The 13257-nt window shown below is 30.1% G+C and carries 14 protein-coding genes; 6 read left to right on the forward strand and 8 right to left on the reverse strand.

Going from position 1 to position 13257, the window contains the following annotated elements; all coding sequences use genetic code 11:
* The first annotated feature begins 63 nt into the window (after positions 1-63).
* From leuD to leuB, 3 genes are read left to right on the forward strand one after another with little or no spacing between them, the layout of a single operon-like run.
* Positions 64-660 (forward strand): 3-isopropylmalate dehydratase small subunit, encoded by a 597-nt coding sequence (gene leuD, locus Q4Q47_RS16735; RefSeq protein ID WP_303307784.1) that lies wholly within the window; start codon positions 64-66, stop codon positions 658-660.
* Complete coding sequence (locus Q4Q47_RS16740; RefSeq protein ID WP_303307785.1) at positions 661-2181, forward strand: alpha-isopropylmalate synthase regulatory domain-containing protein; 1521 nt, start codon at positions 661-663, stop codon at positions 2179-2181. It begins immediately after the preceding gene.
* A gap of 16 nt (positions 2182-2197) precedes the next feature.
* Positions 2198-3256, forward strand: a complete 1059-nt coding sequence (gene leuB / locus Q4Q47_RS16745; RefSeq protein ID WP_303307786.1) for a 3-isopropylmalate dehydrogenase — start codon at positions 2198-2200, stop codon at positions 3254-3256.
* Between the two features lie 74 nt (positions 3257-3330).
* On the opposite strand, the gene Q4Q47_RS16750 is transcribed toward leuB, so the two are convergent.
* The 4 genes from Q4Q47_RS16750 to Q4Q47_RS16765 form a co-directional block, all read right to left on the reverse strand.
* The gene (locus tag Q4Q47_RS16750; protein ID WP_303307787.1) at positions 3331-4617 is read right to left on the reverse strand and encodes a mechanosensitive ion channel family protein; all 1287 of its coding nucleotides are present in this window, start codon (positions 4615-4617) and stop codon (positions 3331-3333) included.
* On the reverse strand, positions 4617-4907 hold the full coding sequence (locus tag Q4Q47_RS16755) for a DUF3817 domain-containing protein (protein ID WP_303307788.1): 291 nt from the start codon (positions 4905-4907) through the stop codon (positions 4617-4619). The genes Q4Q47_RS16750 and Q4Q47_RS16755 overlap by 1 nt, the downstream gene beginning before the upstream one ends.
* Positions 4908-4970: 63 nt before the next feature.
* Positions 4971-5588: a YqaA family protein gene (locus tag Q4Q47_RS16760; protein WP_303307789.1), complete on the reverse strand. Its 618-nt coding sequence runs from the start codon at positions 5586-5588 to the stop codon at positions 4971-4973.
* Between the two features lie 153 nt (positions 5589-5741).
* On the reverse strand, positions 5742-6608 hold the full coding sequence (locus Q4Q47_RS16765; RefSeq protein ID WP_303307790.1) for an OmpA/MotB family protein: 867 nt from the start codon (positions 6606-6608) through the stop codon (positions 5742-5744).
* 1324 nt (positions 6609-7932) lie between these two features.
* On the opposite strand from Q4Q47_RS16765, the gene Q4Q47_RS16770 reads away from it, so the two are divergent.
* Both Q4Q47_RS16770 and Q4Q47_RS16775 read left to right on the forward strand, forming a co-directional pair.
* Complete coding sequence (locus Q4Q47_RS16770) at positions 7933-8214, forward strand: hypothetical protein (RefSeq protein WP_303307791.1); 282 nt, start codon at positions 7933-7935, stop codon at positions 8212-8214.
* 35 nt (positions 8215-8249) lie between these two features.
* On the forward strand, positions 8250-8591 hold the full coding sequence (locus Q4Q47_RS16775) for a helix-turn-helix domain-containing protein (protein WP_303307792.1): 342 nt from the start codon (positions 8250-8252) through the stop codon (positions 8589-8591).
* A gap of 71 nt (positions 8592-8662) precedes the next feature.
* On the opposite strand, the gene Q4Q47_RS16780 is transcribed toward Q4Q47_RS16775, so the two are convergent.
* Positions 8663-9067: a hypothetical protein gene (locus Q4Q47_RS16780; RefSeq protein WP_303307793.1), complete on the reverse strand. Its 405-nt coding sequence runs from the start codon at positions 9065-9067 to the stop codon at positions 8663-8665.
* A gap of 14 nt (positions 9068-9081) precedes the next feature.
* Positions 9082-9303: a helix-turn-helix domain-containing protein gene (locus Q4Q47_RS16785; RefSeq protein ID WP_303307794.1), complete on the reverse strand. Its 222-nt coding sequence runs from the start codon at positions 9301-9303 to the stop codon at positions 9082-9084.
* A 137-nt stretch (positions 9304-9440) separates the two neighbouring features.
* Here Q4Q47_RS16785 and Q4Q47_RS16790 point away from each other — a divergent pair, with 137 nt between their 5' ends.
* A complete protein-coding gene (locus Q4Q47_RS16790) occupies positions 9441-9638 on the forward strand; it encodes a hypothetical protein (protein ID WP_303307795.1) in 198 nt (65 codons plus the stop codon).
* A 133-nt stretch (positions 9639-9771) separates the two neighbouring features.
* Here Q4Q47_RS16790 and Q4Q47_RS16795 read toward each other — a convergent pair whose 3' ends face one another.
* Entirely contained in the window at positions 9772-12564 is a 2793-nt protein-coding gene (locus Q4Q47_RS16795; RefSeq protein WP_303307796.1) for a COR domain-containing protein, read from the reverse strand.
* A gap of 337 nt (positions 12565-12901) precedes the next feature.
* A complete protein-coding gene (locus Q4Q47_RS16800; RefSeq protein ID WP_303307797.1) occupies positions 12902-13219 on the reverse strand; it encodes a hypothetical protein in 318 nt (105 codons plus the stop codon).
* Positions 13220-13257 lie beyond the last annotated feature (38 nt).

Here is a 13257-nt window from a genome sequence, read left to right on the forward strand (position 1 = left end):
AATCAACTTTTAAATAATACAAATAACAAACAACTGTCAACTAAAAACTGACAACAAAAAAATATGGCTTACGATAAATTTAATATACTAACAAGCACAGCGGTTCCTTTACCATTAGAAAATGTGGATACCGATCAAATTATACCTGCAAGATTCTTAAAAGCTACAGAGCGTAAAGGATTTGGAGATAATTTATTTAGAGATTGGAGATATAATGGTGATAACACACCAAAAAAGGACTTTGTATTAAACAATCCTATTTATAGTGGTAAGATTTTAGTAGGAGGTAAGAATTTTGGTTCTGGTTCTTCTAGAGAACATGCAGCATGGGCTGTTTATGATTATGGATTTCGTTGTGTGGTATCTAGCTTTTTTGCTGATATCTTTAAAAACAACTGTTTAAATATTGGTGTTTTGCCTGTACAGGTGAGCCCTGAGTTTTCAGAGCAGATCTTCAATGCCATATATGAAGACGCTAATGTAGAAATCGAAGTAAACTTACCAGAGCAAACAATTACTATTAAGTCTACGGGAGCTCAAGAGTCTTTCGATATTAATAGTTACAAAAAAGACAATATGCTTAATGGTTTTGATGATATTGATTATTTACAAAACATAAAAAGTGATATAGAAACATTTGCTAATGGTTTGATGCTATAAATGGCAATGAAGAAGATAGAAATAATGGACACGACATTGCGCGATGGTGAACAAACCTCGAGTGTGTCGTTTTCTGCTTCAGAGAAACTAACTATTGCAAAGCTTTTATTAGAAGAGTTAAAAGTTGACCGTATAGAAATAGCTTCGGCTAGAGTCTCTGAAGGCGAACTTCAAGCGGTAAAAGATGTCACTAATTGGGCAAAAGAAAATAATTATTTGGATGCTGTTGAAGTTCTTACTTTTGTTGATCAAGGAGTTTCAATAGATTGGATGATTGAAGCGGGAGCAAAGGTTCAAAATTTATTAACAAAAGGTTCATTAAACCATTTAACTCACCAACTTAAAAAGACTTCTAATCAGCATTTTAAAGAAATATCAGAAGTTACTTTACTGGCTAAAGAAAAGGGAATTGAAACCAATATCTATTTAGAAGATTGGAGCAATGGGATGCGCAATTCTAAAGCCTATGTATTTGAGTTTTTAGAATTTCTTTCAACACAACCTGTGAAGCGTATTATGCTTCCTGATACATTAGGAGTTATTACCCCTAAAGAATCTTATGATTTTGTAAAAGAAATCAAGGATAGGTATCCGAATTTACATTTCGATTTTCATGCACATAATGATTACGATTTGGGAGTCGCCAATGTTATGGAGGCACTCAAAGCTGGTGCAGATGGACTTCACTTAACCATTAATGGTATGGGTGAACGAGCTGGTAATGCACCTATGGCGAGTACTATTGCCGTCATTAATGATTTTATGCCCGACATAGAAGTTGGTGTCAATGAAAAAGTATTATACACGGTTAGTAAACTGGTTGAAACATTTTCTGGCGTTATGATTCCTGCTAACAAACCTGTGATTGGTGCCAATGTATTTACACAAACCGCGGGCATACATGCCGATGGAGACAATAAAAAGAATTTGTATTTCAGTGATTTATTACCAGAGCGCTTTGGAAGAACCCGTAAGTACGCATTAGGAAAATCATCTGGAAAGGCAAATATTCAAAAAAATTTACAAGAATTAGGGCTTCAGCTTAATGATGATGATTTAAGGAAAGTCACCCAACGCATCATTAAATTGGGTGATAAAAAACAAGTGGTTACTAAAGAAGACTTGCCATATATCATATCTGATGTTTTAGATTATACTTATGAAGAAAAGGTAAAGGTTAATTCTTATGTACTAACACATTCAAAAGGCTTAAGACCATCTACAACGGTTTCTGTTACAATAAATAATGAAACTTTTGAAGAAAATGCTCAAGGTGATGGGCAGTTTGATGCTTTTATGAATGCCATTAGAAATATCTTCATAAAGAAAAAAATGGTATTGCCTGATTTAATAGATTATGCTGTAAGAATCCCTCCAGGGAGTCATTCTGACGCTTTATGTGAAACCATTATTACTTGGAAGAATCCTGAGAAAGAGTTTAAAACACGTGGTCTTAACTCGGATCAAACAGTGTCTGCTATTAAAGCGACCGAAAAAATGCTAAACATTATTATTAACTAAGATTACAATAAAATAAATGAAATTTAATATTGCGCTTTTAGCCGGAGACGGTATAGGACCAGAAGTAATAGATCAAGCCGTAAAGGTAAGTGATGCTGTTGCTAAAAAATTTGGACATGAAATAACATGGAAACCAGCATTAACTGGTGCAGCAGCCATTGATGCTGTTGGAGAGCCTTACCCAGATGAAACTCATGATGTTTGTGTTGCTTCTGATGCAGTTTTATTCGGTGCTATTGGCCACCCGCGTTTCGATAATGATCCGTCTGCCAAGGTTCGTCCTGAGCAAGGGTTACTGAAAATGCGTAAAAAATTAGGCCTATTTGCCAATGTAAGACCAACTTTTACATTTCCGTCATTAATAGATAAATCACCTTTAAAGAGAGAACGTATTGAAGGTACAGATTTGGTGTTTTTACGTGAATTGACTGGTGGTATCTATTTTGGAGAAAAGGGTAGAAGGGATGAAGGCGAAACCGCTTATGATAATTGTGTTTATACAAGAGCTGAAGTACAGAGATTGGCTAAAAAAGGTTTCGAATTAGCTATGGCTCGTTCTAAAAAACTGTGTTGTGTTGATAAAGCGAATGTTTTAGAGACCTCACGATTATGGAGAGAAACGGTTCAAGCTATGGAAAAAGATTATCCAGAAGTAGAAGTGAGTTATGAGTTTGTTGATGCTGTTGCTATGCGATTAGTCCAATGGCCAAATAGCTACGACGTATTAATTACTGAAAACTTATTTGGAGATATCTTAACAGACGAAGCATCTGTTATTTCTGGTTCTATGGGACTTATGCCATCGGCATCTATGGGAAGCGATATTGCTTTGTTCGAGCCCATTCATGGATCGTATCCGCAAGCAACAGGGTTAAACATCGCCAACCCTTTAGCAACTGTTTTATCTGCCGCTATGATGTTTGAAACAGCATTTAATTTACCCGAAGAAGGTGCTGCTATAAGAGACGTTGTAAATAAATCGTTATCTGAAGGTGTTGTTACTGAGGATTTAGCTAATGGTGAAAAAGCATACGGAACCCAAGAAGTAGGGGACTGGTTAGCTGCAAATATTTAAAATACTACTCTAATTTATATTTAAACGTGAGCTCTATTATTGAGTTCGCGTTTTTATTTTATCTGTTTAATAACTCAAATATTTCCTTTAAAGCTGGAACCACTTGGCAGTTCAAATATTTCCAAATCGAAGTAGGGAAGAGCTGCTATTAAATGATCGAATATATCAGACATAATATACTCGTAATTTTCCCAGCGCTTGTCACTACTAAAAGCATAAATTTCCATCGGAATACCTTGCGTTGTTGGCGCCAATTGACGTGCCATGATCATCATATCTTTATTGACTCCTGAATGCTGATTTAGGTATGCATCAATATATTTTCTAAAGACACCAATGTTTGTAAGGTTTCTACCGTTTATTGAAAGGGATTTATCAATATTATTAGAGGTATTATATGAATTGATATCTTCTTTTCGAGTTTCTAAATAAGATGTGATGAGTTGAATGCCTTGAAGTTTATTTACTTCATGTCCACTCAAATATTTAATACTTTCTTGTTTAATGAATAAAGCTCTCTTAATGCGTCTTCCGTCTGAATTAGTCATTCCTCTCCAATTCTTAAAAGAATCTGATATAAGAGCATAGGTAGGTATGGTAGTAATTGTTTTATCGAAATTTTGAACTTTAACTGTTGCTAGATTAATTTCAATGACATCACCATCGGCTCCATATTTTTCAAACGTGATCCAATCGCCAATGCGTACCATATCATTAATTGATACTTGAATACTGGCTACAAAACCAAGAATGGTATCTTTAAAAACCAGAATAATGATAGCAGAAGCTGCCCCTAAAGCTGTTAAAAACGACAGGAGGGAAGTTCCAGTTATAATCGCTATGGCTGACATAAAACCGGCAACCCAGGCAAAAATCATGAATACTTGAATATAACTGTCAACGGGTTTATCCTTTAACCGGGGAAGCGTTTTTAAATAATCTTTTAGCGTATTTAATACGCTTCGTACAATCCAAAGTATTAAAACGATAGCAAAGACTTGCAATCCTTTTTCAATAACACCATCAAAATTTGGGAAATCCCCAAAAACAGTAGGTGTAAATTCCATGGCTATCAATAGTGGAACAATATGAGCTATATTCCTAGGTACTTTATTAGCAACCAGTAAATCGTCAAAATTAGTTTTTGATACCGAAGCAAACCTATTAAAGGCTTTTACTAATAATTTCCTTGTAATAAAATCTATAATAAAAACAACCAGTAATAATACCAAAAGAAGTCCGAGCATATTCAAATATTCGGCAGTAGATTCAGATACATGTAACGCTATTAAACGGTCATATATCACATGTTTAAAACCGAAAGATTCTGAAACGACTTCAGTATTTTCTATGTCTTGCATCACTTCACGAGTTTTAAATATTTTCTATCAATATAAAAGGTACCAAATGGAATAATAGATGCTAAAAGAACTGTAGCAAATTGTTTGGAATTCCAATTAAAATCCTTTTTCAACATAAAAGCAAAAGCAACATAAGCTACAAATAGTAAACCATGGGGCATTCCCAATAATTTAACATATTGTGGATCACCCAAAAAGTATTTAATAGGTGTTGCTATAAATAACAACAAAATATAAGATACACCTTCTAAAAAGGCAACCAATCGAAATATATTGATAAATGAAAACATATATAAAATTTTCGTACAAAAATAAGGCAGAATAAGAAAATAACCTTAAGATATATAGCTTATTTAAAGTACATTAAAAATAATGAGTCCATAGATAACAAAACGTACTAATCGCAGTGAGCCGTATAATACAACATTCTTAAATGGAAATTCAATAATACCAGCAGCTATACAGGATATTGAGAATGGGAGTGGAAGTAGAGCCCCAACAATTATTAGGAAACCGCCCCATTTTTTGGAGTTCTTCAATTGCTTTTCCATTTTAGTTTCTAAATAACTATGTACTGATGGAATTTTTGTTATAATATAACCAATCCAGTATGATAGTAAACCACCAAAATAGGATAAAAGAGCAAGTATACCAAGATAAAGCCACGGGTCTGACAGTTTTCCTGCCCAGGCAATAAACATTTCCGGTGGTATTAATCCGAGTAGCGTTTCAGAAGCAAAAAAGAAGCTCAGCACCCCATATACAGGTAAGCTTTCTGTAAGTCTAACCAAAAAAGCATTAATATCAAAAAAATGATTAATGGCATAAATTGCAATTACAATAACTATAATAGTAGGTAATGAGCGTTTTACAGCACGCCATACAAAACTATAAAAGCCTGTAAACTGGTAATATTGGTGCAGTAAACGTAGTCGCGATTTATCTGGTTTTGATTTTGGTTTGCTTTTCATGCTAAAAGGGGACTTTTTTTAACGAAACACAAAAATACTAGCTTTCTTCCAAAACACATAGCTTTTATATTTTTTTTATGAAAAAGATGACAATAAAAAACGTGCAATACTTCACAAGGTAGTATTGCACGTTTTTATTATATAAAGATCTTCTTAATTAGCAACAACTGTGTTGCTATCCATCAGTGCAAAGAATTTATTAATATTTGGTAAGATGACTATACGTGTTCTTCTGTTTTTGGCTCTATCATCGCGAGAATCATTACTAGCCAAAGGAGCATAGCTACTTCTTCCTGAAGCAATAAGCTTTTCAGGAGACACATTAAATTCGCTTTGTAGTTTACGAACTACTGAAGTAGCACGTAATACACTAAGGTCCCAGTTATCTTGTACCATAGCATTGTTAATACTTCTTGAGTCGGTATGACCTTCAACCATCACATCAATACTAGGTTCAGAGTTGATTACATCTGCTAATTTTTGTAAAATACCATTAGCTTTATTACTCACACGGTAACTTGCTGTATTAAATAATAATTTATCAGAAATAGAAATCATTACAACGGCTTCATCAATACTAATAGCGATATCCTCGTCTTCATTTAAACTGGAAGTGCCAATAGATTTTGTAAGGTTATAAGATACTGCAAGATCCATAGAATCCTTTAAGGTTTTTGCTTCTGCTACCAGAGTAGGATCAACTTTTTCAAGAGTATTACGCATACTTTTCTTAGTATCGTTGGAAATCACAGCTACATTGGCTACAGTCTCCATCTTAGAATCATTTTCTTTATTAAGTTCTGTATTCAAATCACTTAAAGAAGTTATTTTTTTATTGTAAGAGTCAACACGTTTTTGGATGATATCAAACTTAGTTTCAAGATCTTCCTTGGCAACTCGGGTTTTATATAGTTCATTTCTAATCTGACCGTTTTCTGTTTCCAAAGCTATATATTTCTTTTTAGAAACACAGGAAGCCAAAACAAACACACTTAAACATACTAGATAAATTTTTTTCATGATAAATAATTAGGTAAAATAGATAATAATTAATTGTTTAGTTTATCTACGAGTCAAACCAAAAAAAAGATTTTCTGCAGTGGTTTAATTATAAAATTTGATTTAGTTTAACTCAATGCCATTCTATATTGAAACTAGTTGTAATTAAGTAGGGTTGATGCTGGTCAAAATATTCTATTTTACATAATGTTAATTATAGTACATTTTATAACAATTAGCGAAATAGCGCTTTTGGGCGATATTTGACATAATTGCAGATATAACGTCTTAGACTTATATCGATAGTAATTATGTCAAGCTAATTGTGTCTTCGTTATAATAATTTAGATGTGTAGCTATAATGTTATATTATGTAAAATATCCCAGAGTGTTTATTGTGCATTATAATATTTAGTACTTGGGTCATTAAACTTCATCGTTTTTGTTTCTCGTATAATTTTAATATTCTGTACAATCCTTCAACATTTTTTAAATACGCGATTCTCAAGAAACATTAAAACTAAATAAGTGTACTATAATTAGTCGCTATGTAAAATTGCCGCTGCCAAGCGCTCGATTGTTTTTTAAAAATTAAAATGCTTTATGGCATTTATTTTTAAACACAATTATCCATCGCTTGCCTAAGCTTGTCCTGAGCGTAGCCGAAGGGCCAAAAAAAGCTAGCTTTTAGATCCGTTTTTAACTTTTCGTTAACGAGAATATTCTCGTTATATTTTTTTCACGAGCTTTTCGTTATGTTGCCACAAGAGTATAAAATTTTCCCTTGCTCAAAAAATCCATACTTTAAAATTTCTATACACTTGTTTTATGTATAGCTCCGATTAAGCTTCTTTTGTTTGGTACTTCTAACATTATGTCAAATACGACAGAAATTTTAGAGATTAAGTATCTCTGAAATTTTGTGCGAGTTGGTGCGCTGGCATCGAATACTAGATGTTTATTAAAGGTTTCATTATATCTTTTTTTCTTGATAAAAAAGAAACAAAAAAATCAAGACTGCATATAATTTTGGAAACAATTACGGCTCGTTACGCTATATTTTAGGAAACGGGCTAACTTTTTAAGACTGTTTTTAGGAACATTTAAAATTAGAACTCCTAAGATTGTGTATTACTAGACCCCTAAAATATGGACGCTTCACTCACCTATTGTTTTAGCCAAAATTAGTATGAGGTCGTTTTTAACATCCTGCGCACACAAGTTAAATTATTTAACCAACACTTTTATAATACTGAAATATCATAATATCATAATATTATGATATTATGATATTTTTTGTATATTGTAGTACTTTTTAAAAATTCAAAAATTATAAAAGATAATTATGAAAATAAGTAACAACCAAAAAGAAACAGGAAAGGACATCAATGAATTAATACAAAGAATAGAAAATGGTGAATCAATTACCCCCCAAGAAGAAATAGAACTTCATTCTTGGTTTGACCAAGTTAGATCAGAAATATCGATTGCAAAAAATAGAAATGAGAAACCACAAAGTTTTTCAAAAAGAAAAACAATAACTTCTCAAATAATTAAATATGTAGGGTTTAAAATTATATGTGATCAAATTGAAAAGATTTTGAAGGAGATATTTCAAGAATTATAATATGTACAAATTTTAATATATCAAATATGGAAACTATGGATACCACAGGAAACAAAGCTCTTGCACTAGACAATCTACCTCTAGAGGGTTATGCTCTAGGCAAATTTTTAAAAGAAATGAGAGAAAAAAAATCGGTTCCTCAGAGGAGCTTATATCAATCTGGTAAATATAAACAATCTCATGTAAGTAATGTAGAAAATGGTAAAGCAGAACCAGACATAGAAATGCTTGAAGAATATGCAAGTGCTATAGGTGTGGAGTTTTATTCTCTTCTGCTTGAAGTTGTAAATGCTTACGAAAAGTATTTAATGGGAAAAATAAAGAATAACAATGAGTTAAAATCTATATTATCAAAAAAAAATAAAAATAAAAAATAAGGTTTTGACTTGAACAAAATTCTAATTCTTAAAAAAGGGTCTATTTGACCCTTTTTCTTTTTTAACTTCTATTAAGCCTTTAGTTTATCAATCATATTTTCTAACGAATACTCTGCTAATTCTGGGATCGTATTACTAGATACTTTAATCTCCCAATTGGATAGATTAGGCATTAGACTTACTTCATTCTCTATAAAGATATTACTATCAGGCTGTGGTAATTGTTTTGATGGAATTAAGTAAACAACCCTTGGTTGTTTCTCAATTATCGAAACTAAAACGATAAATAAGTTATCTTTTAATCCTCCTAATTCTTGCTTGGATATTTTAATACTGCGTTGAGTTGTATCTATATCTATGGATTGTAGATATAATTGGTTATTTCCAATTAAAAAATCAACTCCTTCCCTCCCATCGATTTTTGTAGTAAATTCTAAACCTAAGTTTTTGAGTTCCGATTTTAGGAAATCTAGCATAGAAGAAAGCATTATTATTTTTCTTCTTTTAATTTAAGGTCTTTACAAATCTCATTGAATATATCGCAGGGGTCAACATCTATTGCTAAAGCAATTAAATATAACTCATCTACTCTAAGCTTTGTGCGCTCATTGTTTGCTAGTTCGCTTAGTCTAGTTTTACTAATTCCTGTTTTTCTTGAAACATCGGAACGATTAACTGATTTTCTTGATAGGAATAGTCCTAATTCGGTCATTATTGTCTGGTTTTAAGAACATAAAGTTACATAATAAGATAACTTATTCCGATTTTATGAATTGACAATTTGTTTTTTATCCGTATTTAAGTATATTTGTTCTGATAATCGGAATATTTAATCCTAAAACAAGAATAATGCCAAGAACAAGATATACAAAAGCGCAACTAGAACAGATTGTTTATGCACAATTGGAGAATTTAAACGCTATTCACGATCTGTTACGGATAATGAAAGTTCAAAATGAGCTAATAGATAATGCAAATAAGAAATTAAGGGATGAAGTGATTGATTTTAAGAAACGGGTTAATTATGGGACTAGAAAACGGAACTAAAATATTACGCTCCGCTTACCTATTGTTTTACCAAAATTTTATGAGGTCATACGCATTATGAAAAATCAATTTGAATAAAGGTTAGTTAATTTTAATATCTGCTACCAACCGCTTTGCCAGTGCCAAAAAAAAGCTAGCTTTTAGATGTTATCAAATTGTTTTTTAATTTTTGGACATATTCATTTTCATTATCTTTATTGAAAATTTTCAAAATTTTCTTCACAATTACAAATTCAATAAATCCGATAAATATTGTTAGCAAAATATAAGAAGTGTTTTTTCTAAAATCGTCTAATAGATTAATTTCATTAACCAAGTTTGTCATGAAATTCCAATTATTTCCTTTATAAAAAAATATTAAAATAATCGGAGACATCAATAATATTGCTAAAATAATGAAAAATACTCCATAAACCTTTCGTACTTTCATCTTCGATGTAACTATTTTATTAATTAAGTCATTATTTCTTTTATCTATTTTCTTTAATTTATTAACTACTTCCATTTTTTCTTGCTCATCATAAATACTATATGGGATTGAATTAGTTGTTTCTTCTACCTTATTTTTTCCCTTAATATTTGTCATATTTGATTGGGTTTCAATATTTATACTGTATCGTTCAGTAAACTCAGTAGCCAATATGTTTAAATTAGTAGGTTCTAATATATTATTAATATCGACCGAATAAAAGGGTTTATTATCACATCTAATTTCTTCTTGAGAATATGCCATAAGTTCCTTTAATAATTCATATTTATAAAAATGAGGTGTATCTAATTCAATACAAACATTACATATGCAAGGCACTTTTTTAATTACATTAATGTTTTTAAATTTTTTGTTAATTTTGTCTATAGTATCAATGATTATAGTTCTAAAATCATTTTTTTGATTACCATTTATCCTAATGACAATTTCGTCGTTTGAAATTTGTTTAATTAGAGCTTTACTATTTTTTGTTTCTAGAACGACTCCTTTAGTCCATGCAAAATCAATATTCTCTATGTTTGTATGTAACCTAACAATTATCGAATTCATAATACCTTTAGGCATAAATTCATATTTATAAATTAATTGAATATTGTTTTCATTATTCCAATTAATACTTTCAGGTTCTTCTACAGGCAACAATTGTGGAATAAGATAATTCCCTTTTTTATCTGGTATTTCATAGCATAACTCGAATTTAATCATTAGCGATAACAGTTCACAAACCATATCTTGGAATTTTTCACCTTTCCATATACTTTTTAAATTTTGGATAGTAAAGTGACCATGATTATTTTTAATATTTTCGTCGTCTAAAACTTTATAAACAGCATTAGTTGCCCATTCATTTTGTAAAATAATAATTTTATGTAATATTATATCATTCTGATAATGTAATACAGTACCTAAATCATGTAAATATTTACTTAATTCAAAAGCAAGTTTTTTATTTAAAATTAAATATTTATTATATATAATATAATATTCGTCTATTGTTATATATGGTTTCTTTTTTGAAATTTCAACTAATTCATTTCTAATAGATAACCATTTTGACGGGAAAAGTTTTCCGACATGGGGTAGTTTTTGTATATAATGAAATAAATCATATTCTAACTTATCTAATCCTCTATTTGATTCTAAATTTACTTTATATACTTCTCCTTTAATAAAACTAAATCTATTTTTAAAACTTTTAAAATCTATAGCTTTACTTCGGTCAAATTTTTCATTTTGAACTATTAGTAAAGGGCTATCATTTCCGAAAATTTTTACAGTTTCAAGCCAATAACTAAAACTAATCTCATTAAATGCTTTGTCATTCTTTCTTGTATCATCTACTAAAACATATAAAGAACTATTCGTTAGAAAAAACTGATGCGTAGCCTTATATATTTCTTGCCCCCCAAAATCCCAAATATTTATAATAAAATCACCACTATTAATAGTTTTAAACTTTAAATTATATATATCTATACCTTTTGTATCATTTTTTGATAACTCATTTTTCCTGTCCATTAATTTTAAAGCAAGACTTGTTTTTCCAACCGCCCCATCACCAACAATTAATAATTTTGCTTCATATAAGTATTCACCCCCTTGTAATTCTAATTGCGAAAAATAATTTAAAACAGCTTCAGTACCTTGGTTCAAGTATTCCTTTGGGGGAATATGTATTGGATTGTTTTTAATTTTAATACAATTTTCAGTAACATTAACATTTTCAAATGAATAAACAAGTTCAAAACCTATTTGCAAAAATGGAATAAGTTCATAAATCTCATTTATTTCATTATTCGACAAATCAAAAGATTGTATATTATTTGGGATGTTCTTTATTTCGGATATTCGATTATTCGATAAGTCAAAAGATTGTATATTATTTGGAATGTTCTTTATTTCGGATATTTGATTATGAGATAGATCAATTATTTGAGTATCCAATGGAATATTCTCCAATTGCACAATTTTATTATATGATAAATTAATAAATTGAGCATTAATTGGTAATTTATTTATCTTTCTTATATTATTCTTTGAAAGATTTATTAGCTCCACCCCATTAGGTATCTTTTCTATTTTTCTAATGTTGTTATCAAATAGACTAAGATTTTTAATATTGTTTGGAAGGTTTTCTATTTTAGAAATAAAATTATGAGAAATAATAAGGGTTTGGGTCTTATTTGGAATGTTCTTTATTTCGGATATTTCATTTTTATGAATGTATAACCATTTTACTGATTCAGGTATGCATTCAATATTAATAATCTTATTATTAGAAAGGTTAAGTTGATAAAGCCAATTAAACTCTAACAAATTGGGAACTTCTTTGGCTATACTAACAATTTCACAATTAGATAGGTCTAATATGCCTGTTTTATTTACTTTTTCAGTTTCTAATATTCTTGAAATTTTTTCATGCATAATTTTCCTCATAATTTCCCTTTTCTTAATTACAAAATGTAATTTTAATTAATTTCTTGCTCATTCAGTTTATTCAAATTTTAAAAATTGTCATGTCCTGTAAAGAAGTTTTTTATAAAATATAATATCAAAGATAATATTAATGACTTTTATTATTATTTGTTTTGAATCAATATAAATTACATTTTTAGAGAAAGTTTTAGAAAGAAAAAATCAAAGAAAGTAATAGTAAATACTTCGCTTTTATCAAAGCAAGGTACACATAACACATAACATTATAGTACAAATGTATTTCATAGCATTAGATTTAGATAGCTATAATTCAATATTATGCAAAATAAAAATGTAATTATTGCTTAAACTCAATTTTATATGTTTCACAATAGTCTTCAATTGTAGCGTGAATTAAAGCAGAATCATGCTCTCTTATCACAACATAAATTCTTAATTCTGTGCCAGTCTGTAAGCTATTTAAGGCTCTCCGTACTGATGCAGTATGAGATAATGCATGATGTATAGAACGGCTTATTGCAACGACAGGTGCAAGCATATTAACATTTTTAGCAAAACCTTGAAATAAATTTGTGTTTACTGGTCCAATAAATGTATAATCATTTTTTTGTAAATATGATTGAAACCTATCTTCAATCTCTATTAAGTCTTCCATATTTATGGGTATAATTTAAATTATTAATATATTATTCT

The sequence above is a fragment of the Flavivirga spongiicola genome, assembly GCF_030540825.1.
Classification (GTDB): domain Bacteria; phylum Bacteroidota; class Bacteroidia; order Flavobacteriales; family Flavobacteriaceae; genus Flavivirga; species Flavivirga spongiicola.

Coding starts and splice junctions, on each gene's coding strand:
- leuD (WP_303307784.1), top strand. CDS start 64: ATGGCTTACGATAAATTTAATATACTAACAAGCACAGCGGTTCCTTTA.
- Q4Q47_RS16740 (WP_303307785.1), top strand. CDS start 661: ATGGCAATGAAGAAGATAGAAATAATGGACACGACATTGCGCGATGGT.
- leuB (WP_303307786.1), top strand. CDS start 2,198: ATGAAATTTAATATTGCGCTTTTAGCCGGAGACGGTATAGGACCAGAA.
- Q4Q47_RS16750 (WP_303307787.1), bottom strand. CDS start 4,617: ATGCAAGACATAGAAAATACTGAAGTCGTTTCAGAATCTTTCGGTTTT.
- Q4Q47_RS16755 (WP_303307788.1), bottom strand. CDS start 4,907: ATGTTTTCATTTATCAATATATTTCGATTGGTTGCCTTTTTAGAAGGT.
- Q4Q47_RS16760 (WP_303307789.1), bottom strand. CDS start 5,588: ATGAAAAGCAAACCAAAATCAAAACCAGATAAATCGCGACTACGTTTA.
- Q4Q47_RS16765 (WP_303307790.1), bottom strand. CDS start 6,608: ATGAAAAAAATTTATCTAGTATGTTTAAGTGTGTTTGTTTTGGCTTCC.
- Q4Q47_RS16770 (WP_303307791.1), top strand. CDS start 7,933: ATGAAAATAAGTAACAACCAAAAAGAAACAGGAAAGGACATCAATGAA.
- Q4Q47_RS16775 (WP_303307792.1), top strand. CDS start 8,250: ATGGATACCACAGGAAACAAAGCTCTTGCACTAGACAATCTACCTCTA.
- Q4Q47_RS16780 (WP_303307793.1), bottom strand. CDS start 9,067: ATGCTAGATTTCCTAAAATCGGAACTCAAAAACTTAGGTTTAGAATTT.
- Q4Q47_RS16785 (WP_303307794.1), bottom strand. CDS start 9,303: ATGACCGAATTAGGACTATTCCTATCAAGAAAATCAGTTAATCGTTCC.
- Q4Q47_RS16790 (WP_303307795.1), top strand. CDS start 9,441: ATGCCAAGAACAAGATATACAAAAGCGCAACTAGAACAGATTGTTTAT.
- Q4Q47_RS16795 (WP_303307796.1), bottom strand. CDS start 12,564: ATGAGGAAAATTATGCATGAAAAAATTTCAAGAATATTAGAAACTGAA.
- Q4Q47_RS16800 (WP_303307797.1), bottom strand. CDS start 13,219: ATGGAAGACTTAATAGAGATTGAAGATAGGTTTCAATCATATTTACAA.